Here is a 23,165-nt window from a genome sequence, read left to right as displayed (position 1 = left end):
GCGTTTGGAGTCACTCTTAAACAGTTTGTTAGTTTAATTGCTACCGATGATCCCAGAGAAACGTTCAACACACGATAATTGGTTGAATAATACCTTTTTATCAGGCGCGCTATCAGCAATACCAACTCCGTAGCCTTTTACATAAACTAAGACATTAAAGGCTCGATTTGTCCCGTTATCATAACCTTGTAACTCATTGTTCAGGGCTAAATTTAACTTGAGATGATCAACAGGCACATCTTGGAACTTCGCTAGTTTCATGCATGTAATCAAATCCACTGCATCATCATTATTGATAGCTTCTGCTGCTATATCGACAAAACCATGCATTCCTGCACCGCCTCGTAAAGCAATAACCTTGGTCACTGCCAAATAGCTAATAACAGCACCAAGAATCAAGCCTAGCAATAAGAACATCAATTTCTTCAAAACGACTACCTTAAACTAACGCCGCATTAAGGTGTGAGCGGCGCTTGGCTATACTTGAGCGAAGCGAAACTGCCAAGCGTTGCGAATCACTCTTAAATGCTTTGTTAGTTGCACAATGCGCACTGAATTTTTTGTTTATTTTCAGTGATATATTCTATGTCATTTAGATAGGCTTGAAGATGACCTTGCGCTATGTTTTCAGCAAAGGTTTCATTACCATTTTCAGCTTCACTGCGCATGAACAAAACTAAAGCCTGTAATCGCTCAATCATTGCGTCAGCTAGTTGATTTCTTTCTAACGTAGTTGCACCGTAACTATCACAGAACAACTTAGCTCTAGTTACCTGCTCAGAGATTGTGCCTAACTTATCATTGCTGTCAGTTTTGAAAGGCGACCAACAATAAGCTGAATATGCTAAATCCCATATTCTTGGCGCAGGGTGTGCAGTATCAAAGTCAAATACACCTACAACTGTGTTCTCGGATAGAGCAACATTATAAGGGGTAAAGTCACCATGACAGATAACTTCAAAAGGCTCTCTTGGCTCTAGCATCCACTTGTGCACATTGACATCTACTTGTTCCAAAAGTGGCACAGTTGAGTCATGTATTTTACGCAATAGCTTACCTGCTGATGTGAGTGCATCCACAGTCGCAATTGCACCGACTAGAGGGTAGTTATAAGTATTACCAACAACAAAACTTAGGACTTCCTGTTCTTGGTTAACACCAAGAAATCTTGGAGATTCAGCTACATTTTCTCGCTCGAGGTGTTTCAAAATAAGGTGAATTGTAGGACTCCACGGCTGAAGAGGACGATAGACAACTTCACCATCTCGATATATTGCTGATTCTCTTCCACCTGATAATTCTTCCACGAAACCTCCTCGTGCAACTAACGCCCTGCTAAGGGGTGAGCAACGCAATACCAAAGCCGCCGCATACCACCTTAATCACTAAATTCAACGCATAGTAAAAATGCCACGCGTTGCGAATCCCTCTTGAGCAGTTTGTTAAGTTACCGTTGTACCAAGCTACCCGAAAAAGCAGCCCAACCTAACATTAAGCTGTTCTCGATTCTAACTTTTAAATACTGGATGTTATCGCAACTTTCACTGTAAATAACACTGTATGATGACCCACCATTAGATTTTTCTCTTTCTGTTTCAGAAATTAGTATTACAAAATCAATAGCTTCAGACTCACTCTTCCGAGTCAGTTGCACTTGAATTTCCTCTACGAGGTGCTCATGCTGAAATGTGTCAACGTCCTCATTAAGTAGCAAAACTCCTTTCATCGCGTCGTTTAACCCTAGATGCTCTGATGAATTTTTTAGCTGCTTATTCGCCGGCTTCATTACATTATTTCTAAAGCCTTTGTACATTTTATCCAAAAACTTTGATTTAAGACTCATGCCTTGTGGGTGTCTTTGGAATACCTCTTCAATCGAATGAGAGACTGATGCTACTTTCAAGAACTCTAGATCAGAATCTAAAAGCTCACGAATATAATCCACAACTTTATCGTAAGGATCAGCTAGCAAAATTTTTTTCTCTAAAATGATAGCGCGATTCGCAAGAAAGTAGTCTGGCTTCTTACTTTGCGTCCCATCACTTTTTGCAAATAATTCATCTAACTCATCCACATCTTCAACATGGTCGCATGACATTAAATATTCATGAAATCGACAATTTAGCTTTTCACGCTTCATTCTATCTCCAAATCTCCAAGTCCAAGCGGTAACTTAACGCCGCATTAAGGTGTGAGCAACGCTACCACGAAACTTAACCTTACCACCGTAAACGCTGAACTCAACGATAGAATAAAAAATGCCAAGCGTTGAGAATCACTCTTAAATGCTTTGTTAGCTTAATGCCCAAGGAGTGCTGTAAAGTTCATCATAAGACGCCTCATGTACTACCTGAACACCAACACTATTTAAGAACAACTCTTGCCCTGTTGATAATGATTTTTCATTGGCATGGACAAAATATGCTCTTTTTCTACGCTGAGGGAATTGATTGAAGTACTTTGCTCGTTCGATTAACAACCATCGTAAAAACACTTCTGTTGTATCTAAGCCGAGTCCAACAAAAACTAGGTCGTTATTAAAAACAACGTGCAACCAACTTTGGTAACCAGACCACTCATCAACATTTTTTCCGGAGAACAACCTTGCTTCGTTCCTTTATGGATTAATCGTCTAGCCCTCTCAACTGAGCCCATATAGTGAGACAAACCCAATCGTATACTTCGACTATACCTCTGTACCCCATTAATATGCCAGATCGCAAACTCATTAGCGGGATCATGTATTTCATGATCAGAGAAGTAGCTTTGCCAAGGATAAAAGTCAGTAAAAGACTTTGAATCAAAATGCGTAATATCACTTGTGATATTTGAGGACAATGTTTCTTCAAAGTTTGTTGTAAGTATTGGTACACCCTTGATCTGAGCCCATTTGGAGATCGAGACATGATGCTCTCTAGGAGCCCAGCTACTCATTAGTTCACAAAACTCTTTTTGTAAGTTGATTTCGTCAGACCTCTTGGTCAAATCAAGAGCATCATAAAACTCTGTAAGCGAAATTCCCTCAGGAGCAGACATCTGCTCTGAAGACAGACTGTGCTTTTCCCAAAGCTCTAAAAGCATTTTGTCCCAAGAATTATTCCCATCAGCTTTAGTGCTGTTATAACGATTGATTCCATTACCGATTACAAGCGCTGGCTTTAGGTTTTCATCATTTAAGATATCTACTAATTTCAAATTTAACCTCTTATTAAGCTAACGCCGCGTTAAGTGGTGAGCAACGCTACCACCTTACCTAAACCATTGTGCCGTATACACTAAATTCAAAGCAAACCGAAAATTCCAAGCGTTGGGAATCCGTCTTAAACGCTTTGTTATGGCGTATTGTATGCCTGGTATGCGGTTGCAATTGCTTGGACGATACCAACTAAAACCAAACACACTGTCAGGTACTTAATATGGTTCGCTTGCTTAACGTTGTCATTATGAACTAACTCTTCTCGCTCCATTCTTTCGATTGTTTCAACAGCTTTAGGTCCGACTTTAAACCAGCAATTATCCTTTTCTAAGGTCAACTCACCAGTATCAGCCCATGATTCCAGACACAGTTTAATGAATGCTATATCTCGATCTTTATTTGGGTGATGTAGCCACATCCCTCCTTCCAACAATGGCATTACATTAAGACGATGAAAACGAGCCCTAGGCTCTACTAACTGTTTTTCAACAATCGCTTTTAAAATCATATGGCGGTCTTTTTTAAGCAGCGGCTTTGCATTGAAGTCGAATTGTTTACGATGTTTCCAACGACACAATAGTTTTTTATAACCAAATAAATCACTTACAAACCCGTAAAATAAACCATGAGTGCAAATTGTTAAAAAATGGTAGTAATTTAAGACATATATTTCAGTTTTTAACGCAGTTAGCCGCTGATATGCGAAGTACTTTCGATCTCGAGTTCCTTTACTTCTGTTCTTAACCTGAACTTCAACACCTTTCTTTAATAATGAAGTTATCAGATACTCATCTCCAGTATCTTCATTCTCCCACCGAATCTGGTAGTAATTATTACGATCTTCATTTCGTTTGAAGAAGTAACTTAGCACTCTTTTGTAAAGCATAAACAACATACATTATCTCGAAATTTCGACTACCCGTTGCGCCATAACGCCGCGTTAAGTAGTGAGCAACGCTACCACCCTGCCTAAACCATTGTGCCGTAAACACTAAAGCTGAATCAAACCGAAAATGCCGAGCGTTGCGAATCTGTCTTAAACGCTTTGTTAGGCGCTTTCTTCAATTTTCCACGGTGGGTTTAGTCGATTTTCACCAGCCCAATATAACTTAATTTTGTTTCCTGATGGGTCGCTTAGTACCGCTTCTTTCCAAAGGAACGGTTGATCGATGGGTTCCTGTTCGAACTCGATACCTTTACCTTTCAGGTTTTCTACCAGCTGATCGAGTTCTGCATGTTCAAAGTAAACAACACCTCTACACTCTAACCCACGCTTCTCTGGGTCTAAGTAAATTGAAAATGTAGAGTCTCCATCGGGAAAAGAGAAACGAGCATAATGCTCATCGCTAACAATTTGAATAAGCCCCAATGCTTTGTAAAAAGCTACTGCCAGATTGATATCATCAACAGCCAAAGTTACTTGATTTAGATTCATATACTTTCCTTGTATCGCATCCATGGCGCCTAACGCCGCATTAAGGTGTGAGCAAAGCTTGGCTATACTTGAGCGAAGCGAAACTGCCAAGCGTTGCGAATCACTCTTAAATGCTTTGTTATGCCAACAGCTGCTCGAAGTCTACCGAAAACTCTTTTGCTAAAAACTGAACTGTTTCTGGCTGCCCATCAAGAGACGCCCTTACTAACTGCGAGGTAAAAAGCCCGCTTTTAGGAAGCCATTTAGCCGCATTGCGTTCAACTGTTGCGATCCAGTCGACTGAAGCGACATACTCAGAATTGTCAGGATCGTTAGAATTTTCAGATATGTTTGGCTCAGTAAGTTGATGTTGCAGCAATGGAACATTATTGATCAAAACATCGCGTACAGGTTTAGCTTTGCCAGTTATACGACCGATACCAACAAAGCCATTCCCTTTAAGATAAGCTGCGAAAACGTCCCCAACTTCAAAGCCTAACATGGCATCTTTAAACCTTGGAGCTTGGCCTGCTGAAATGAAACCGTATTTTACATAGTCGTCCCAATTCCTATGCCCACCTTCACCAACATTGTAATAATAAAGCCCGTTCTGAAAATCAAAGCCTGAAAGCTTCTTATGCAGGGCATCGTGAGGACGGAAATTATCAGAGTAATGGCCAGATGAGATGTTCGTAAGCTGCTTACCCAATTTCCATAACAAGGTTTTTTCAACCAATAAGGCGTCATGCTCTGAAAGGTTTCTAGCAATGACTCTGATAATTGGCTCAAGCCCCTCATTGCGAATTGCTTTTATGCGTTTTGATTTCTCAGTATCAGAGTCCTCATTTAAATGAGCGTATTTACGCGAGCCTTTACCTTTTCCATAGTAAAACTCCTCATAGTTACGAGGATCAATATGAACGTAGACATAAAAACTCTTCACGATACGCATCTCCTTTTCCCTGTTGGCATAACGCCAAATTAAGGTGTGAACAACGCTACCACCTAAGCTAAACCATTGTGCCATAGACACTAAACTGACTTAAAGCGACGGCGCCAAGCGTTGTGAATCACTCTTAAATTTATTGTTAGGCTTCTGTACGTTGAGGCAGGGTTAGGACCATACAATGCGAACCAATATGGGATTAATAGCCCAAATGCCATTGACCCACCGATAAACGTGGTTGGGAAGCTTTGTAGCACTAATTCAAAAACCTTATCGTACTGCTCTGGACTCAACGTTGACTTACTTACGTATATCTCATAAGAAAAACAAACTGGCTGATATATCGACATTCGTAAAAACCAACTCAAAGCACTTACAGGAAGCAAAAACAAAAACGGTCTCGTCCATACTGAAGGCAATATAAAGTGAATTGCAGTAATCAAGAACAGAAAAGCCACGTACAAGGCATTCGCTGATATGTTCTGGGTACTGAATGTATAAGACTGACCTTCATACATCATTAACACTGAGACCCCGAGTACACTAATTAGAAACAGCTTCCCAAATTCTTTTGTACGTGAAAAACGAAGCAAGCAATAGCCTACGACCAATAGCAAGACCGTAAACCAAATATAAGCATCCCAGTTCATTTCGAGGAATCGAGGACGAGATGTTTGAATAATGATCAAAAACGTATACGCTACGGGCAGGTATAGAAATAAAACAACTACAAGACGTAGAAATACCCAAGCCGCCTGTCTTATCATCTAGTACTCCTCCTAGAAGCCTAACGCCAAATTAAGTAGTGAGCAACGCTACCACCCTATCTAACCCATTGTGCCGTAAACACTAAAGCTGATTCAAACCGAAAATGCCAAGCGTTGCGAATCTGCTTAAATTTATTGTTATGTGCTTTTTATTGAGGTCTGTCTTCTGGGTTGTCTCGATACCAAGCTTCCAGTAACTCTTGACCATAGATAACTTCTGTCTGCATGTGCATATATAGAAGAAACGCTGCTAGTAGAAAGCTTATTCCGTTTAGCCACCGTAAGGCATGCTTACGTTCAATATCATAGAAAAACATACTGACACCAACAAGCAAGAAAGGATATGTACCCATTAGAAGCAACAACCAGCCAAGATAGCTAGAAATTGCCATTTCCGTCATTTCACCAGTCACTTCCGCCACCCATTGAGTTAGTAGAAAACTCAGTGCATATTAGAGCAAGTATTCAGCTCTAAGGAGTTAACACGGGATAGTTTCGAGGCACTTCAAATTGAGCTTTCGGAACTGGCACATAACGCCGCATTAAGGTGTGAGCAACGCTTCCACGAAACTAAACCATACCACCGTAAACACAAAACCCAACGATGACACCAAAAATGCCAAGCGTTGGGAATCACTCTTAAATGCTTTGTTAGTTTTGGTCTTCCATTTTACGCGCTTCTACTAACTCAAATTTAGTTTGCTCCGTAAACTCCATACCCATTATGGACTCTGTCTTTGATTGACCAAAGATATTAGCCACATCAAAAACGAAGTTTGTCGCATCATCATTTATTGACTGAGCATACTCAATTAAACCCATATTTCCTTTAAGGTAATCAATAGCAGTTTCAACAGCAACTAATTGCCATTTGCTTCCCAAACTACTCATTAATCTCTTCTGTGAGCTTCGTTGTGGAGGGTGACCTACCGCATCCAGAGAGGCTATTGGATTAATAGAACCATTTGAAACATCTTTTCGGTGTTTTTCTAGAGAATCTAAAAGGATCGATTTTCCTGAATTGAAAGCGCGGCTGAATGGTTGCCCCTTGCTAGCTTGACGGTTAGCCCAACTGACATCACCTACACCATATTCACCAAAAGTAGCTACAGATAGAAAATATCCATCAGCCCGGTTAACTGTTTGTTCGCTTGGTGAAAGGATTCTATTAGATGCTTGGTGGCATACGCCTGTGATGCCGTAGCAGATACCTGCCCAAGAACGGAAACCAGCTAGGCGTTCAGCGACTGCTAAATCACCATTGCCAGATGCAATACACTTACCGCCCGACGTTGTACCAAAGCACCCCCATTCCTTTCCATTGCTTCCTTTCACATAGGTGTGACTTAGGCTAGAAACCAGCCCACCTAACGCAGGAACACTATACCCTTTTAGCTGACCAATGCTCATTATCTCTCCTAAAAACTAACGCCCTGTTAAGGGGTGAGCAACGCAATACCAAAGCCGCCGCATACCACCTTAATCACTTAAACCAACGCATAGTGAAAATGCCACGCGTTGCGAATCCCTCTTGAACAGTTTGTTATGGCGCAATTCTCAAAGATGGCCACCTAACTAACCACCCTTTCGAATTTACACGATTTTCAAAAGTTGCTAGTGACCTTTTGGGATTATGCGTGACGTAGTAACCAAATAAAGATTCAAACCCAAATGCTGATACTACTTCATATTGATTCACGCCTATTTGACGAACGCCAACGGCTGTTTCTTTCTCAGGCCAGTAGCTCATGGCATCCAATGAACTTTGATAAGGTTCATCACTATTACGTTCATGCATTTGAGCTTGATTTCGAACTTGCCAGTTCAGTTCTGGCATACAGCCTTTCAAGGCTGCTTCATAACCCAAGTAAGCATCAGGGTTGGATTCATTAGGATCGAAGTATATAACATCAACGTCATTCAAAGGAGTCGTAGATTCAAACTCATGTAACGAGTCCCAAACTAAATTTCGAACGAAGCCCGCTGCTATATAGCACTGAGGTAGATTCAGCTGAGACACATAATTTAGTGCTTCAGTCCTTATTGGGTCACGTTTTATTAATTCTACGATTTTGTCCATTTTCGCCCTGCGCCATAACGCCCTGTTAAGGTGTGAGCAACGCAATACCGATGCTTCCGCATACCACCTTAAACACTAAACGCAACGCATAGCAAAAATGCCAAGCGTTGCGAATCACTCTTAAACAGTTTGTTAGCATGATTATTACGTACAGTACTTGCTCGCTTTCCCCTGAGCAAAGCCCGCGATTAAATCAAGCTTATTGATGCGCTTCTCTCGAACTGTATCTTCATTTCTATCAACAATCTTAGTCAAGAGTAAATACTCTCGATTGAATAAGAATGAAAAACCATCTCCTTCGGAGTTTGCGACAATAAAGCATTCTTCATATATGTTTTCCACACTGCTATTCTTAGCAAGATCATCATAGGGATTGCTTCCGTGAGTCGATTGGTACCTTGAAAGCAACTCCTTGACCAAACTAGGGCTTCCCCATGTAACCAACACAACTTTTTCATTTAGATCGAGTAGCGACAAATGCTTTTTAAAATATTCCCCTTTAGTAAGGAAAACGCCATATTTGTATATGTCCTCACCTTTGAAAGGTAGTTTCAGTTCCATACCGTCGGGATGGTTACGGGCGCTATCAATCATCCGTGTGATAGCCTTATTTCGTTTACCGTACATTTTCGCAAGTTTTGATATGGCTTCCAAACCACCTTCACCGGGTGTATTTATCCTAGATATCAACCCGAACAACTCATCAATTTTGCTTTTTTCAGTGTTGCATTTTCTGCATACGTGAAAGTCACCTTTAGCATTTGTTCTTTTTTTGCTAACAGCAATTTGTGGTATCAAATGCTCAACAGAGCGTCCGGCATCCGAATTTACGGACTTCTTAACGGCGATACCGCAATAAACACAATTCTGATTTTTTATCATAGTATTAATCAAAGCCCATAAATTTTTGAATGCGCAGCATGCTAACGCCCTGTTAAGGGGTGAGCAACGCAATACCGAAGTCGCCGCATACCGCCTTAAACACTAAAACCAACGCATGATGAAAATGCCACGCGTTGCGAATCCCTCTTGAACAGTTTGTTATGTGCGCGCTTGCATTATGCACCAAACTGCTTAATACGCTTGGCACCAATAAAAAACCGATACTTACTTTGTTGAAGTAAGTCTAAATGGCGCTCAAACTTGGGTAAGCCATTAGACAAAGACAGATGGTAGACGAGTCCATTACCGACGTACACTCCCACGTGTGCTCCGTATGAGTCAGTAGAGTCGTTGTACATCATGATATCTAGCGGCTTAAACTCAGTGACCACCTCACTAAACTCTGAGTCATCCCACAGTTCACTAGAACGGTAGTTAGGTGGATTTAGACCGAAGTCTCTGAGCAAGTTATAAGCAAAGACCTGACAGTTAGCTCCAGACGTTAAGTCTGAATCATCTTTGCAACCCGGAATGCGGGATGAAACGTATCTTACATTTTTGAATCTGTCGGGAATATCCATTTCCATTTTCTCCCAAAGCACATAACGCCCTGTTAAGGTGTGAGCAACGCAATACTGAGGCCTCTGCATACCGCCTTAAACACTAAACTCAACGCATGGTAAAAATGCCACGCGTTGCGAATCACTCTTGAACAGATTGTTATGTGTGTTTTTCAAGTGTGCGCCGGACTAATTCTGAAAAATCCGCATAGTACACAGTATCAAGACCTAGTCTTACCCAAGCGTCTCTAAAAGACTTCTTTGAAAATGAATACCTGATTCCGGATTCCCATTCAACCCAAGTAGACTTATCGATATGTTTTTGAAGGTAAAGATGATACTCCTCGCTACACAGATCAAAATAAGCCCTCATGTAACGTAAAGTTTTCTCTCTATCTTCAGGGCCTAAGTCGTTAAAGCAAAAATCTACGTCATTGATGTTTTCAGGAAGATTCAAGCAAATCTCTTGATACCTTTTAGTATAATCCATGAAAACAACCAGTTTTTGCTGTTTATTGAAACTTCTTATCGTATAGATTAGACCCGCTGCAGTAATAAAAGCAGCGACACCATCAGCAGATAGCCATTCCCAAAATTTCTGTAGATATTCCACTTATTCTGCCTTTTTATTGAAACACATAACGCCTTGTTAAGGGGTGAGCAACGCAATACCTAAGCCGCCGCATACCACCTTAATCACTTAAACCAACGCATAGTGAAAATGCCACGCGTTGCGAATCCCTCTTGAACAATTTGTTAGGCATATTCTTGAATATACCACTTGAATTAACCTGTACAAATACCCATGTATCATTTGTGTGGTTGCACACACTGGTGATCCTACAACTTATTCATTTGAGGTAAATTTTATGGCAAAGAATGACTACAACGTTTATCAAGGTTCAGATGGAACTTGGCGTGGCAAGCGTCAGGATGCAAGTCGAGCAAGCATTACAGGCAAAACTCAAAAAGAAGTATTTGAGAAAACTCGTGAGCTAGCGAAAAAAGCGCAATCTGAAGTATCTATACATAGAGGTGACAACAACAAAATCCGAGATAAACATAGTTACGGAAACGACCCAAAAAGCTCTAAAGGTTAAACTCTAAAAGATTGGGAGAAGGAACTCCCATTCAGTTAATTGCCGCTTATATGCCTAACGCCCTGTTAAGGTGTGAGCAACACAATACCGATGCTCCCGCATACCACCTTAATCACTAAAACCAACGCATAGTAAAAATGCCACGCGTTGCGAATCACTCTTAAACAGTTTGTTAGAGCGATGTTAGCACCGAACCCATTTTTTCTTGTTTTCAGTGGACCGTTGAATTTTGTTAGTTGTAGACAATACGTTGACAGCCCGAGTAAAGACTTGTCTCGAGAGCCCCAATGTCTCTTGAAAGCTTGGGTCTAAAGCTGTTGGAACCTTAAGTGCTTGATAGATTTTTTCTTCGGGACTTTGTGACAGCTGCTTTTTCTGTTGCTTAATAGGCACAACAGTTTCTTCTTTAGTTCTAACAACTCGGAAAAACGCCCCCATCTGGGAACATTGAAACTCGTAGGCAGATATCAAACTTTCATCGTTGCTATATAGTTCAAAGCTCACTGTTCCCAACTGCTTTTTGTCTAGCATAGTTAGAATTCTAGATAGATAAGCAACAATGTAAAAATCAGCTTGGTTTTGACCATTTGGATAATCTGACAGATATAAAAAGAGATTCTTTTCGCAGCATTGTTTGATCGCTTCAGACTTAGAGAAAACAAAGACTTTATCGATTGCCGATGCTCTGAGTTTTTCTAGCTCTTTTAAACCTACGTTTTCGGCATCAACGAATACCATCTTCATGTCTTATCCTTGTTATATATCAGGTTTTAATACGAACAAAATACACAACTAAGCACATATTATCAATTAAGCGCTCTAACGCCTTGCTAAGGTGTGAGTAACGCAATACAAAGGCTACCGCACGGCGCCTTAATCACATAAGCCACCGCAAAGTAAAAATGCCACGCGTTACGAATCACTCTTAAGCAATTTGTTAGTACATGCACTACTTCTATTTATGCGCTCCAAGATATTGAAAATTGGAATGATATGAAAGGATTTGAACACTGAAGTGAGACGGGCAGCTACAAAACTTAAACTCGGCTGAGAGACGAGAGTTGGTTAGAAGAAAAACGTACTGAACTCCCCTACTTTTATTGAATTCAAATTAGAAAAGGATTCGATCCTCGTACTTTGATAACAGCACCCAACGAATGCCAAGATTAACTTAGGAAGTACAGCAAAAACGAAGAAGTACCAAAGAAATAGGCTAAGAGTTAGAAACCGTAAAAGATGAAATCAAAGCAAACACTCCGCATATAGTGCCACCGGAAAGAACGTGAAAGGCACTAACTGAAAGGTGTAAATACGAGCGCCAAAACAGATAAACACCAAAACTGATGACCTTTGATGTCAAACCCGTACTAACGCCTTGTTAAGGTGTGAGGCACGCAATACCGAAGCTCCCGCATAACACCTTAACCACTAAAACCAACGCATAGTAAAAATGCCACGCGTGCCGAATCACTCTTGAACAATTTGTTAAGCCTTTGACTTATAGTGTTTTACTTGAAGACCACCACTACAATTACCTTGTCCAGCTAATTCGTAAGCCTTGAGTACCGCGATAACAAATAACTGGTTAAGACCAAGTTTACTGCAATAGTCGCTGACACTTATCGTCTCCCCAATGTCTAAATCATCAATTTCTTGGACCAAACTTTCTAGTTGCAACGGTCGATATTGAGCTAGCATATAGATAAGCATCGAGTCTTCAACACGAAGTTCGTTTGTTCTTGGATATACATTAGGAACCTTAACAAACCCCTGACTACTTAATCGCACTATTGCTTTTCTGTACTTTTTAAAGTCACTATCGCTCAACCTTAAACTCTGAGTTTCACTCTTCTCAAGGTGCTCAAATAAAAATCGGCTCAATGGCGTTACATCTTCATGAATTTGAGCGATGGGATCTTCCAAAGCTACCAACCTCTTTTCAAGACGATGGCTTTCAATTTCGGATAACACCTGAACTAAAGGGGCACTAATAGGTGTCATCGAACCAAGTACTTTTATTAAAGAAATCATTTTACTCATACTGTCATCCAAATATAGAGAGGCTTAACGCCGCATTAAGGTGTGAGCGGCGCTTGGCTATACTTGAGCGAAGCGAAAGCGCCAAGCGTTGCGAATCACTCTTAAATGCTTTGTTATACCAATTTTTCTAATGTATTTTTCCAATTGGCATTTGATAATAAAGTGGTCTGATAAACTTTAAGCCCCCCACAGCCATCAATGTTCTTTATAGTTTTCTTGATTGTTTCCACCAATGGCTCGGGTAACCAAGGACTTAAAATAATACGATCAATTATGGATAATTCGAACGGTATTTCTTTTATACACAGAGTCTCATCCGATTCATATATAGCCCTATATTCCTCTTCATCCTTGTAAGGGTAACGCTTAAGGAAGGGAACATCTGACAGTTCCAAGTCACTCTGTTGTAGGCTACTAATCTCTTTGTATTTTACGGGTTGAAACTTAACACCTTCGACCGCAGCAAAACATTTTTGAAGAGCATCTCGTTTGTACCTAATGCAAACACCCGAATTATTCGGCGCAAAAACACTCCAATGGTGATAAGTCTCGTATTTAGTAGTAAAGCAAAGAGCCAATAACGTATTGATCTTCTTCTTCTCTTGGTACGACTTCATGAAGTACACATCATTTTTATCGTCCCAACTGCTTGGGTCTAACAACACCATACGTTTTTTAGAGAGAATATCTATCAGTGCTGTTAAATCTGTATATCGGTTGAATATTTGGACTTTTTGATTCATTCATACACCTCTTGATGAATTGGTATAACGCCCAATTAAGGGGTGAACAACGCCTCCACCCAACCTAAAGCATTGTGTCATAACCACTAAATTTGAAGTAGAAACAAAAATGCCAAGCGTTGTGAATCCCTCTTAAATTGCTTGTTATGCCTGTGCTGAATACATACGATGATATAAGATGTTTGAAAGGATCATACAAAGCACTATTTGATGCCCTTTCTCCATATTATCAATATGATACTGTTCTCTCCCAAGTGCAGCTTTAATTCGACCAGCAGCAGACAATACCAAGTCTTTTTCTTCAACGTCATCAAACCCACCCTGCTCCAAAATAGATCTATAGTCTTCGCCACCCCAAAAACGACCATTTTTTTGAATATGTATATCTGAACTTTCTTGATATATATGAGCTACTTTGTCTTCATGTTGATGGTAGTTTTCTGGAGCTTGAATTGTAGCAATTTCTAATATGAGCTGATTCAGTTCTGAGCCAAATGAGTGCTCTTCTTCTACATATCGAAGTTCAGAGTCATTCCAGTATAAATCCCAATTTGAACGAATATGCTCCAAAGGCTGAAGAACTAAATCACGTATACTTTCACTGTCATCGAAAAAAGACTTTATCTGAAAATTCACTAATTTCTCCATAAGGCATAACGCCGCATTAAGGTGTGAGCAGCGCTTGGCTATACTTGAGCGAAGCGAAAGCGCCAAGCGTTGCGAATCACTCTTAAATGCTTTGTTATATTTCCCTGCTCTGACTACGACTTAGAACCCATAGTTTTTGGTAGTGGACTAAAGTTTCAGTCACTAAATCCTTGTGCTTGAGATCCGGTTCTTCTAACAATAGAGCCATGAGTATTTGGGGTTCTACATACTGAGTGTCTTGACGCTGAAGTTCTGACTTTACCTTTGCGCTTGAAGTATCAAATAGGAAGATACAGGCTTGCAATAATTCTTCAGACGAATGGGTAATTTCTTCGGACAAGTTGAGTTCAAAACCGAGGTCAACAACCTTTGCGTGTAAGCCCCAGAATTTTTCACACTCAATAGGTATAGCATCTAGGCTTTTGATTCCCGAAGTCTGGCCAATTGCTACGAAGAGCAGACGCATAGTTTCTATCTGAGCTTCCTGTAACTCCTGAATTGCCTTTTGTGCTTCTTGTTTCACTTCTTTGAAAGTCACTGAGTTACCGGCAATTGAAAAGTTTTGAACTTCAGGAAGTAAGCAGATTAATAGGGATAACACTGCAAATGATATAAATATTGCAGAAAACTCCCCACCAGATATATGTTGAGACTTTAGAAGGCTCAAGGATAATAGAGTTACTGATGTGAATACTGTCACGCCAACTAAGATAAGTAACCACTTCCGCATAAATTCTCCAAGAAATATAACGCCCTGTTAAGGTGTGAGCAACGCAATACCGATGTCGCCGCATACCACCATAAACACTAAACGCAACGCATAGTAAAAATGCCACGCGTTGCGAATCACTCTTAAACAGTTTGTTAGGTTTTTACTTCACCGTCATCAATTTGATTTCTAACCTTGCGATTTGCTGTCGAAACATACAGATAAACTAAGTTATCGACTTGATTAACTAGCTCCTCTGATCCATTGATTCCAATAGACATTAATGCAGCTTTAATTAATTGCCCTCTGTTTTTTTCGATTTGAATTGAAACTTTGGCTGTTTCACCAGATACATCCTTACTAAAACCTTGACGATGCACTGCGCCGACCAAGGATACTATTCGAATGTGTTCCTTTACTTCATCGTCCGGTACCGCATTGATTATCGTACTAAGCCAAGCTTTAGATTGTATGAATAACTCAAATATCCCTGTACCAATCAGTCCTTGAATGACTGCATGAAAATACTGTTTGCTCCTGGAGTCTTTAATAGGCGTTTTACCGCCTAATCTCTCGATTGTATCTGCTATTTCTGCCAATAGAACACTCAGTTCCTCATCAGTAAGGGAGGGGTTATGTTTCGATTTTTCAACTAGTTCTTTAGCCATCTTATGTGCTAGTTGAGGTTTGACTCCCAGCTTAATCAACTGCTCTTGAATCAATGCATAACTGCTCAATTTTATCTCCTAAAACCTAACGCCCAATTAACGTGTGAGCAACGCTGCCACTGAGCTGAAGCACTGCACCGTAAACACCAAACTCAACCTGAAGTGAAAGCGCCAAGCGTTGCGAATCACTGTTGAATTGTTTGTTATGTTTTACCACAAGTTACTGACTTGATTGAGAAAGAACCACTATTTCAAGCCAGTTTTCTGAAGCAAACCACAAGGTAAGAACCAACTTGGCCGCCAAAAGCGACTACCCCAAAACCAATAATTCCACTTCCCTGCCCAATGAGGCAACCCGACAAAGCACCAACAAGCACCCTTTCTTTCCAACCAAAGCGTAAAACAATACTGAATTGCCGAGGCTACTGCCAAGCTGAAATGCTGCTTAGTTAAAACCCTAAAAGCGACTTTGAGCCAGTAAAATGAAAAGCCAACCACCACGACCTGACAATGAAGCAACCCGCGAACATTGGCATGTTTTACGGGCTAAGTGATTCAAGAACTTAGCCCGACAATGCGGATTTGCTGAGTCTACTAGGGACGAATTGCCAGAGGGGCAAAGAACTAAAGCCTAAGACCTTTAAGCCTTTGAATTACAAGTAAACATAACGCCCAATTAACGTGTGAGCAACGCTGTCACTGTGCTAAAGCACTGCGCCGTAAACACTAAACTCAACCTGAAGTGAAAGCGCCAAGCGTTGCGAATCACTGTTGAATTGTTTGTTATGTTTTACCACAAACACATGATTTTCTTGAGAAAGAACTGCTATTTCTGGCTAGTTTTCTGAACCAAACCACAAGACCAGAACCAACTTGACCACCAAAGGCGACCAAACTAAAACAAGTAAGCCCACTTCCCTGCCCAATGAGGCAACCCAATTAAGGAACAACAAGCACCCTTTCTTTCCAACCAAAGCGCAAGACAATGGCAAATTGCCGAGGCAACTGCCAAGCCGACATGCTGATTGGCTAAGAATCCAAAAGCGACTTTAAGCCAGTTAAACAAGAAGCCAACCGCCACGACGTGACAATGAAGCAACCCACGAACATTGGCATGTTTTACGGGTGAAGAGATTCAAGAACTTAGACCGACAATGCGGATTTGCTGAGTCTACTAGGGACGAATTGCCAAAGGGACAAAGAACTAGAGCCTAAGACCTTTAAGCCTTTGAAATACAAGTAAACATAACGCTTTGTTAAGGTGTGAGGCACGCAATACCGAAGCTTCCGCAGACCACTTTAACCACTCAACCTAACGCATAGTAAAAATGCCACGCGTGCCGAATCACTCTTAAACAATTTGTTATATTTTACAACAATCGACTGATTTTATTGATAAAGAGTTACGATGTTAACTTGGGTTCCTAACCCAACTAAGACGCTCCAATTAAAATATCGCCAGAAAAAACACACCTCTTAGATGAAAAAGTACAAGTTCGCAATTAAATAGCTAGTTAGCTAAAACGAACAATAATAAATTAGCTGCGCGTTTTAGCTGCTTATCAAATATTCTTTAATTTAGTTAATTCTACATTTTTCATGTCTATATCTGGTACTTCAACTAAATCTTGATACATAAATGCAGGCAAACCAATTTCACCTTGACCATGAACCCAAATAAAGAGCTCCAAACCTGTAATTGTTGGTTGTATAACAAAAGCAAACTGATCAACTTCGATGTTTTTCTTTTTAAATCTTCTGGGTTTTGCAAAGCAAAACTTTCACTGATTAAATCTGCTTTAGCTAAACCAGATAATGAGTGAGCAATGAAAGGCATTTCATTTTGCTTAGAATTTGATTTAAATGTTTCTTCATAACATTTGATTGGTGCCACTATAGTTAATTTATCTCTATCAATATTGGAGTTTAAATTCAGATGCATACCCTTTGAGTTGTACCACATCAGGTAGTAAAAAATAATGGCACCTTAATTGATAACTAGACATCGACTTTACAATTTGAGAATAATAAACGCCTCTATCATCAATACCATCTTCGGTTCTAGCTGATGCTAATACACCACCAAAATACTCAGCAAGAAGTTCATCATCACTAAACCTCGCTTCATCGTAAACATGCTTCATCACCCTAGCGTTTACAGTACCTTCTTGATCAATTTTTGTTCCACATTTTTTTTCAGCCTTTTTAAATACTGAGACTATATTTCTTTGGCTTTTCTCAACGAGAGTCTTCATTTCACCACCGAGGTACTCAGCAGTCGGACCTAACAGTTTTGAAACCCCATCCTTTGAAAGGTATGCTACTACAGCTGCACCACCTAATGTTGCGATTGGTTCTGGCAAAATTTTTCCTTAGTAAAGCTTCAATAAGAGGTAAATGGTGTTCATTTAATCATCAACGAAAACTAGCAGTAGTTTACCATTTCGTATACTGCTTATTACTATAATACAATGATATTTAGCATATTTCATGCTTAAAGAGGGCTAAACATGACAGCCTGAACAGTCGACAAACAACCAACTTCAAACTAGTTTTAAGACGCTGATTTCAAATAAAATATAACGCCTTGTTAAGGGGTGAGCAACGCAATACCAAAGCCGCCGCATACCACCTTAATCACCAAAACCAACGCATAGTAAAAATGCCACGCGTTGCGAATCCCTCTTGAACAATTTGTTATGTGAACATGCAAACTCAGTATCCAATATCTAGGATCAGAAGCAACGTTAATAAAAAAGGAGACCAGTACCATATGTTCCCTTTCCATCGACGAACGACTAAAGTTTGGTACAACAAAGCGACAATTAATACTAGTTCTAGAAAAAGCTGGACAGGAAAGACCAACAATGAGTAAACCATCCCATACCCAGGAGCTTGGCCTGCTTCGCTAGGGTTACTCATTACACCGTCGATAAAGTGCTCAAAATATAAGTAAATGAAATGGTTCAGTGTTAGTGCAACTAGAACAAACCTCACAATGCTGACGCTCCAAGTTTATGATTTGAAATAGTATTTGTTCCAGTTCAGAAACTGTCGAGCATCATATTTTCATAAACTCGACATCAATCTCAGTTTTGTTCACATAACGCCCTGTTAAGGGGTGAGCAACGCAATACTGAAGCCGCCGCAAACCACCTTAAACACTGAAACCAACGCATAGTGAAAATGCCACGCGTTGCGAATCCCTCTTGAACAGTTTGTTATATTTTTTAGTGCAACAGTTCACCAGTAAAACGATCTCTTCCCCTCCAGAATGTACATTTAGAGCAATATTCTCCTTCGGGGTAGTCAATACCTTCCTCATGAGGACAGCCGATGATCACTTCTAACATACCTACCGTTTTGACGCCATTTTCGTCGATATACTCTAAGACCTCTTTCAATACCATTTCAGATTTTCGTATATCGGATGAGGAAAACCATTTTTTCATGGGATCGGGCTCTGCACCTTCGTAAGGTATTATTGCACAAACAAGTTTCGTTGCTGTTTTATCATCTGGTCCATAAAAGGCGACTGTAGCTATAGGGAAACCTTTGTCACCTTTTCTAACTCGCTTATTGAGTATCTTTTTATTATTACCTTGGGCCATTTACATACTCCTTAGTTAAATAAAAATATAACGCCGCGTTAAGTAGTGAGCAACGCCACCACGAAACTTAACCATGCCACCTTAAACACAAAACCCAACGATGGAAGGAAAAATGCCATGCGTTGGGAATCTGTCTTAAACGCTTTGTTATAACGCTTGTTAATTACTTCACTGTAATACCAAAGTCACTCCATTGAGCCTTACGTTTGGTAGTAAAAATGCAAGAAACACCCCCGACAGTGTGGGTAATAGGAGCCTCAAAATCACAGAATAATGAAATGTATAAGATTGGTAGTTGCTCATTACCAAATGAGTTTGGTGTCCACATAGCCACATCACCATCTTTACACTTAACATTAGCTTCATCACCATTGGCAAAATGACAGATTTTATCTTGCTTTAAATCGCTTAAACCAAACGCTGCTGATGAATTAAATGAAGCAATCGACAAGCCAAAAGTTAACGCTAGTAATACTTTTCTCATATTAAGGTTTCTCTGAGTAAATAAAAACTCACCTTAACATAATAATTTATATGAAAACCATCGAATATGACATACGACACAAATTGCGTTATAACGCCCAATTAAGGGGTGAACAACGCCTCCAACCAAACCTAAAGTATTGTGCCATAAACACTAAAACTGAAGTAGAAGCAAAAGTGCCAAGCGTTGAGAATCCCTCTTAAATTGCTTGTTATATGCGTAGTTCGAGGGGCTTCGGGACTAACAGGATGATTAACCAACAACTTTGAAGCTGATAAAAAACAAGCTATTTTCTGTTGGATATATTTTCCGCAAAATCCATTTGAGCATAAATACAAATGGTAGATTTTCTGCTTTTGCATGCTTTCTGTTGAGCTGCTCAAACTCCACGCGCTCAACACCAATTATTTCTAGCTTACAGATTTTCCGGTCGTCTTCGAGAGTAAAAGCTTCTACGACCTGCCCTGGGACATAATGGCTTTCTGATTCATCTCGAATCGTTGCGGTCTTTTTACCTGATAGGATTTGACGCTCTAATTTTGTGAAAAATGTGATTTTATCCAAAAACTTACACCTACTTCCTTACAGGTTTTTCCAAGCATATAACGCCTTGTTAAGGTGTGAGGCGCGCAATACCGAAGCTCCCGCATAACACCTTAACCACTAAAACCAACGCATAGTAAAAATGCCACGCGTGCCGAATCACTCTTGAACAATTTGTTATACATTTATTCCGCCGCCTCTCGAAGCCAGCTATCTAAGGACTCACGCGGATTTAACCTATATGCTCGTTCAACGTTTGTCGCGTCTGGCGGCATGATTTCTGCGTTGATATAAAGTTTATTTCGACAATTTAAGCTATCTAAGTAACCTTCAATATCCAAGCGCTTAAGAGTCGACTCCATCGCAGATAAAAGAACTGCCGTAGTCTCTTCACTAAAACCACATTCAGCGCTCACATTGTCCAAAAGTAGTTCAACATCTGAGAAGTATTCATCGCAGAAACCAAACAACGGTGAGTCTGCATATGACCATTTTATTTCTTCTTGGTCTTCAGAGGATGAAGCTTCGGTTTGCAACAGTTCGTCAGACCAAGCCGAAAATATAGGTCGATGCCCCTCTCCAGTTGTGACCAAAGCTACGTAATAGAAGTGATGCTGCGGAAACTCAGACGACAACCTTACTATTATTGATTTGGTCGCCTTGTAGAGCATACTTTCTAGTTGTATAAGTTTCATATTGCTCCAAATGTATAACGCCTTGTTAAGGGGTGAGCAACGCAATACCGAAGCGACCGCATACCACCGTAATCACTTATACCAACGCATAGTGAAAATGCCACGCGTTGCGAATCCCTCTTGAACAATTTGTTATAAGCGCCCTGCACCGAGTACTTAAGCCAATTCTTTAACCTTGTCAGCTTTATTTGTCGTATAGAGCTTTTCAAACTCATTAATCGTCAGCGTCACAATTTCACCTATTTTCTGCAAAGTACGAATCACAGGGAGGTTAGGGAAAATACTTTCACTTGGAAAACTAAGTTCGACAGATACGTCGAATGTGTTTTGGATCCGTATCGGCTCACCCCCCGTGCGAAGTAAGTTTAGTTGCTTAGTCGCATCCCCACCTACACCGCAATTTGTCATTGTCATACCACCAGAGGTTAAATTTATATTTTCAATATTTACAGCAGATACCGTAGGAAGAATGATATTGTGCTTACTGTCATTATCCATGGAATGAAAAAGCCAATACAGCTCATCGCCACCTCCCTCCGGGCGAAGTTTACCTAAAAGAAGCTCAGACGCACCTGGCAATGCAGCATCCAATATGGGTAGAAACCGGTTCTTAGATAATTCTTCTCTTGAATCACTCATTGGAAAATACGGACGCTTAGTACTATCAACCTCTCTGACAATACCAGAAGCAAGGTGATCTAATGCGGCTCTAAAGTTACTGATCACATCTCCGATAATTAATCCAAGAGTTTCTGCTATTGGCTGTGTAGGTCGGTAAACCAAGCTCATTCCTATTGCATCAGGGCGCGGAAACGCGAACTCAGCTTCAACTTTAATTTCGTATAACTCTTTTGATAATGGGAAAGTAATACTTTCAAGCTCCTGAATATGCTTGCAAGCTCTTTCGACCTTGAGCCTTGGAGATATAAATACGCTCACGAATACTCCTTTATTTTCCAATTAGCTTATAACGCGCAGTTAAGGTGTGAGAGACGCAGATCCACCCTAACCTAAAATAAACTCTGATAAATCCGTGCCTATTTGGGCACTAAAACCCCAATGCGTTTCGAATCGCCTTGAACGTCTTGTTATTCCGCAACTAAAGTCGGCTATGTTTACGCCTAATCTTTTGATATGACGAGAAATTTTCGGTATGCAGGCAAAAATCGAAGCCGAAGTATTTGGCAGCTCACTACCTTAAATCGCTTTAGCGTCACTCTTTAATTGCTGCGCCATATTAAGGTGCGCTTAAAGCGCTTTAAGGCTAGCATGGAAATGACCAATATTCGCCCTTTTCACCGCTTTTCCACCCTATTACCCCGCCACTTTCACTCTTAGGCTACAACCACGTACATACAGCCTGAGAGATCCGTTGCGGAAATAACGCCTTGCTAAGGTGTGAGTAACGCAATACAAAAGCTACCGCACAGCGCCTTAATCACCATAAGTCACCGCATAGTAAAAATGCCACGCGTTACGAATCACTCTTAAGCAATTTGTTAGTACATGCGCTACTTCTATTTATACGCTCCAAGATATTGAAAACTGGCATAATATGAAAGGCTTTGAACACTGAAGTGAGATGGGCAGCTACAAAACTTTACCCCGATTGAAAGACGAAAGTTGGCTAGAAGAAAAACGCAATGAACTGCCCTACTTTCACTGGCTTCAAATTAGAAAAGGATTCGATCCTCGCACTTCGACGGCAATACCAAAGAAAGACAACTCTGACTTCGTAAAAACCACGAAAGAGAAGAAGCGCCAAAGAAATAGGGTAAGAGTTAGACACCGTAAACGGTGAAATCAAAGCAAACACTCCGCATATAGTGCCACCGGAAAGAACGTGAAAGGTACAAACTGAAAGGTGTAAAGACGAGCACAGAAACAAATAAACACCAAAACTTATGACCTTTGATGTCAAACCCGTACTAACGCCTTGCTAAGGTGTGAGTAACGCAATACAAAAGCTACCGCACAGCGCCTTAATCACCATAAGCCACCGCAAAGTAAAAATGCCACGCGTTACGAATCACTCTTAAGCAATTTGTTAGTACATGCGCTACTTCTATTTGTGCGCTC

The 23,165-nt window shown here is 40.4% G+C and carries 27 protein-coding genes; 1 reads left to right on the top strand and 26 read right to left on the bottom strand.

All coding sequences use genetic code 11. The annotated features are described in order from the left end of the window. Positions 1-33: 33 nt before the first annotated feature. The 13 genes from ITG12_RS01310 to ITG12_RS01225 all read right to left on the bottom strand — a co-directional run bounded on the left by ITG12_RS01310 (position 34) and on the right by ITG12_RS01225 (position 10,458). Positions 34-429, bottom strand: coding sequence for a hypothetical protein (locus ITG12_RS01310; protein ID WP_248873441.1), 396 nt, complete (start codon positions 427-429; stop codon positions 34-36). A 104-nt stretch (positions 430-533) separates the two neighbouring features. Next, positions 534-1,307 (bottom strand): aminoglycoside phosphotransferase family protein, encoded by a 774-nt coding sequence (locus tag ITG12_RS01305; protein ID WP_248873439.1) that lies wholly within the window; start codon positions 1,305-1,307, stop codon positions 534-536. Between the two features lie 140 nt (positions 1,308-1,447). Beyond that, positions 1,448-2,140, bottom strand: a complete 693-nt coding sequence (locus ITG12_RS01295) for a hypothetical protein (RefSeq protein ID WP_248873437.1) — start codon at positions 2,138-2,140, stop codon at positions 1,448-1,450. A 386-nt stretch (positions 2,141-2,526) separates the two neighbouring features. Further along, positions 2,527-3,195: a hypothetical protein gene (locus tag ITG12_RS01290; protein ID WP_248873436.1), complete on the bottom strand. Its 669-nt coding sequence runs from the start codon at positions 3,193-3,195 to the stop codon at positions 2,527-2,529. Positions 3,196-3,332: 137 nt separating this feature from the next. Continuing rightward, positions 3,333-4,091 (bottom strand): hypothetical protein, encoded by a 759-nt coding sequence (locus ITG12_RS01285; RefSeq protein WP_248873434.1) that lies wholly within the window; start codon positions 4,089-4,091, stop codon positions 3,333-3,335. A 153-nt stretch (positions 4,092-4,244) separates the two neighbouring features. Then, on the bottom strand, positions 4,245-4,631 hold the full coding sequence (locus tag ITG12_RS01280; RefSeq protein WP_038882376.1) for a VOC family protein: 387 nt from the start codon (positions 4,629-4,631) through the stop codon (positions 4,245-4,247). A gap of 118 nt (positions 4,632-4,749) precedes the next feature. Then, positions 4,750-5,637, bottom strand: coding sequence for a GIY-YIG nuclease family protein (locus ITG12_RS01275; protein ID WP_248873975.1), 888 nt, complete (start codon positions 5,635-5,637; stop codon positions 4,750-4,752). 835 nt (positions 5,638-6,472) lie between these two features. Then, positions 6,473-6,724 (bottom strand): hypothetical protein, encoded by a 252-nt coding sequence (locus ITG12_RS01270; RefSeq protein WP_130349921.1) that lies wholly within the window; start codon positions 6,722-6,724, stop codon positions 6,473-6,475. A gap of 250 nt (positions 6,725-6,974) precedes the next feature. Further along, positions 6,975-7,733, bottom strand: a complete 759-nt coding sequence (locus tag ITG12_RS01265) for a hypothetical protein (RefSeq protein ID WP_248873432.1) — start codon at positions 7,731-7,733, stop codon at positions 6,975-6,977. 133 nt (positions 7,734-7,866) lie between these two features. Next, positions 7,867-8,403: a nucleotidyltransferase family protein gene (locus ITG12_RS01255; protein WP_248873430.1), complete on the bottom strand. Its 537-nt coding sequence runs from the start codon at positions 8,401-8,403 to the stop codon at positions 7,867-7,869. Positions 8,404-8,547: 144 nt separating this feature from the next. Beyond that, entirely contained in the window at positions 8,548-9,285 is a 738-nt protein-coding gene (locus ITG12_RS01245) for an HNH endonuclease (protein WP_248873428.1), read from the bottom strand. 176 nt (positions 9,286-9,461) lie between these two features. Further along, positions 9,462-9,866 carry a hydrolase gene (locus ITG12_RS01235; protein WP_248873358.1) on the bottom strand — a complete coding sequence of 135 codons (405 nt, stop codon included), beginning with the start codon at positions 9,864-9,866 and terminating at the stop codon, positions 9,462-9,464. A gap of 139 nt (positions 9,867-10,005) precedes the next feature. Further along, positions 10,006-10,458, bottom strand: a complete 453-nt coding sequence (locus ITG12_RS01225) for a hypothetical protein (RefSeq protein ID WP_248873427.1) — start codon at positions 10,456-10,458, stop codon at positions 10,006-10,008. A gap of 256 nt (positions 10,459-10,714) precedes the next feature. Between ITG12_RS01225 and ITG12_RS01210 the strand changes: the two genes are divergently transcribed. Next, complete coding sequence (locus ITG12_RS01210) at positions 10,715-10,945, top strand: DUF2188 domain-containing protein (protein WP_015296894.1); 231 nt, start codon at positions 10,715-10,717, stop codon at positions 10,943-10,945. A gap of 183 nt (positions 10,946-11,128) precedes the next feature. On the opposite strand, the gene ITG12_RS01200 is transcribed toward ITG12_RS01210, so the two are convergent. From ITG12_RS01200 to ITG12_RS01095, 13 genes are all read right to left on the bottom strand, one after another. Then, on the bottom strand, positions 11,129-11,689 hold the full coding sequence (locus tag ITG12_RS01200; protein WP_058666954.1) for a hypothetical protein: 561 nt from the start codon (positions 11,687-11,689) through the stop codon (positions 11,129-11,131). Between the two features lie 741 nt (positions 11,690-12,430). Then, on the bottom strand, positions 12,431-12,985 hold the full coding sequence (locus ITG12_RS01185; protein ID WP_248873424.1) for a hypothetical protein: 555 nt from the start codon (positions 12,983-12,985) through the stop codon (positions 12,431-12,433). A 113-nt stretch (positions 12,986-13,098) separates the two neighbouring features. Beyond that, positions 13,099-13,728, bottom strand: coding sequence for a DUF2971 domain-containing protein (locus ITG12_RS01180; RefSeq protein ID WP_248873422.1), 630 nt, complete (start codon positions 13,726-13,728; stop codon positions 13,099-13,101). A gap of 144 nt (positions 13,729-13,872) precedes the next feature. Further along, entirely contained in the window at positions 13,873-14,364 is a 492-nt protein-coding gene (locus ITG12_RS01175; RefSeq protein ID WP_248873419.1) for a hypothetical protein, read from the bottom strand. A 106-nt stretch (positions 14,365-14,470) separates the two neighbouring features. After that, positions 14,471-15,106: a hypothetical protein gene (locus ITG12_RS01170; RefSeq protein WP_248873417.1), complete on the bottom strand. Its 636-nt coding sequence runs from the start codon at positions 15,104-15,106 to the stop codon at positions 14,471-14,473. Positions 15,107-15,240: 134 nt separating this feature from the next. After that, the gene (locus ITG12_RS01160; protein WP_248873413.1) at positions 15,241-15,822 is read right to left on the bottom strand and encodes a hypothetical protein; all 582 of its coding nucleotides are present in this window, start codon (positions 15,820-15,822) and stop codon (positions 15,241-15,243) included. Between the two features lie 1,552 nt (positions 15,823-17,374). Beyond that, positions 17,375-17,647, bottom strand: a complete 273-nt coding sequence (locus tag ITG12_RS01140) for a hypothetical protein (protein WP_248873411.1) — start codon at positions 17,645-17,647, stop codon at positions 17,375-17,377. Positions 17,648-17,666: 19 nt separating this feature from the next. Continuing rightward, positions 17,667-18,116, bottom strand: coding sequence for a hypothetical protein (locus ITG12_RS01135; protein ID WP_248873409.1), 450 nt, complete (start codon positions 18,114-18,116; stop codon positions 17,667-17,669). Positions 18,117-18,983: 867 nt separating this feature from the next. Beyond that, positions 18,984-19,364: a hypothetical protein gene (locus ITG12_RS01120; RefSeq protein WP_248873407.1), complete on the bottom strand. Its 381-nt coding sequence runs from the start codon at positions 19,362-19,364 to the stop codon at positions 18,984-18,986. A 163-nt stretch (positions 19,365-19,527) separates the two neighbouring features. Then, the gene (locus ITG12_RS01115) at positions 19,528-19,848 is read right to left on the bottom strand and encodes a hypothetical protein (RefSeq protein ID WP_147389555.1); all 321 of its coding nucleotides are present in this window, start codon (positions 19,846-19,848) and stop codon (positions 19,528-19,530) included. Positions 19,849-20,100: 252 nt separating this feature from the next. Continuing rightward, positions 20,101-20,403, bottom strand: a complete 303-nt coding sequence (yqfB, locus tag ITG12_RS01110) for a N(4)-acetylcytidine aminohydrolase (RefSeq protein ID WP_248873973.1) — start codon at positions 20,401-20,403, stop codon at positions 20,101-20,103. Positions 20,404-20,576: 173 nt separating this feature from the next. Next, on the bottom strand, positions 20,577-21,086 hold the full coding sequence (locus ITG12_RS01100; protein ID WP_248873405.1) for a DUF4303 domain-containing protein: 510 nt from the start codon (positions 21,084-21,086) through the stop codon (positions 20,577-20,579). Between the two features lie 156 nt (positions 21,087-21,242). Next, entirely contained in the window at positions 21,243-22,025 is a 783-nt protein-coding gene (locus ITG12_RS01095; RefSeq protein WP_248873403.1) for a hypothetical protein, read from the bottom strand. Between the last annotated feature and the right edge of the window lie 1,140 nt (positions 22,026-23,165).

It is taken from the genome of Vibrio sp. ED002, assembly GCF_023277445.1.
Taxonomy (GTDB): Bacteria; Pseudomonadota; Gammaproteobacteria; order Enterobacterales; family Vibrionaceae; genus Vibrio; species Vibrio jasicida.
The sequence above is the reverse complement of the archived record's forward strand: the minus strand, read 5'-3'. Positions and strand labels throughout refer to the sequence as shown.

What these genes read in the sequence shown, in the direction of transcription:
- ITG12_RS01295 (WP_248873437.1), bottom strand. Translation starts at nt 2,140, where the DNA reads ATGAAGCGTGAAAAGCTAAATTGTCGATTTCATGAATATTTAATGTCA.
- ITG12_RS01285 (WP_248873434.1), bottom strand. Translation starts at nt 4,091, where the DNA reads ATGTTGTTTATGCTTTACAAAAGAGTGCTAAGTTACTTCTTCAAACGA.
- ITG12_RS01280 (WP_038882376.1), bottom strand. Translation starts at nt 4,631, where the DNA reads ATGAATCTAAATCAAGTAACTTTGGCTGTTGATGATATCAATCTGGCA.
- ITG12_RS01275 (WP_248873975.1), bottom strand. Translation starts at nt 5,637, where the DNA reads ATGGCACAATGGTTTAGCTTAGGTGGTAGCGTTGTTCACACCTTAATT.
- ITG12_RS01270 (WP_130349921.1), bottom strand. Translation starts at nt 6,724, where the DNA reads ATGACGGAAATGGCAATTTCTAGCTATCTTGGCTGGTTGTTGCTTCTA.
- ITG12_RS01265 (WP_248873432.1), bottom strand. Translation starts at nt 7,733, where the DNA reads ATGAGCATTGGTCAGCTAAAAGGGTATAGTGTTCCTGCGTTAGGTGGG.
- ITG12_RS01255 (WP_248873430.1), bottom strand. Translation starts at nt 8,403, where the DNA reads ATGGACAAAATCGTAGAATTAATAAAACGTGACCCAATAAGGACTGAA.
- ITG12_RS01245 (WP_248873428.1), bottom strand. Translation starts at nt 9,285, where the DNA reads ATGATAAAAAATCAGAATTGTGTTTATTGCGGTATCGCCGTTAAGAAG.
- ITG12_RS01235 (WP_248873358.1), bottom strand. Translation starts at nt 9,866, where the DNA reads ATGGATATTCCCGACAGATTCAAAAATGTAAGATACGTTTCATCCCGC.
- ITG12_RS01210 (WP_015296894.1), top strand. Translation starts at nt 10,715, where the DNA reads ATGGCAAAGAATGACTACAACGTTTATCAAGGTTCAGATGGAACTTGG.
- ITG12_RS01200 (WP_058666954.1), bottom strand. Translation starts at nt 11,689, where the DNA reads ATGAAGATGGTATTCGTTGATGCCGAAAACGTAGGTTTAAAAGAGCTA.
- ITG12_RS01185 (WP_248873424.1), bottom strand. Translation starts at nt 12,985, where the DNA reads ATGAGTAAAATGATTTCTTTAATAAAAGTACTTGGTTCGATGACACCT.
- ITG12_RS01180 (WP_248873422.1), bottom strand. Translation starts at nt 13,728, where the DNA reads ATGAATCAAAAAGTCCAAATATTCAACCGATATACAGATTTAACAGCA.
- ITG12_RS01170 (WP_248873417.1), bottom strand. Translation starts at nt 15,106, where the DNA reads ATGCGGAAGTGGTTACTTATCTTAGTTGGCGTGACAGTATTCACATCA.
- ITG12_RS01120 (WP_248873407.1), bottom strand. Translation starts at nt 19,364, where the DNA reads ATGGCCCAAGGTAATAATAAAAAGATACTCAATAAGCGAGTTAGAAAA.
- ITG12_RS01115 (WP_147389555.1), bottom strand. Translation starts at nt 19,848, where the DNA reads ATGAGAAAAGTATTACTAGCGTTAACTTTTGGCTTGTCGATTGCTTCA.
- ITG12_RS01100 (WP_248873405.1), bottom strand. Translation starts at nt 21,086, where the DNA reads ATGAAACTTATACAACTAGAAAGTATGCTCTACAAGGCGACCAAATCA.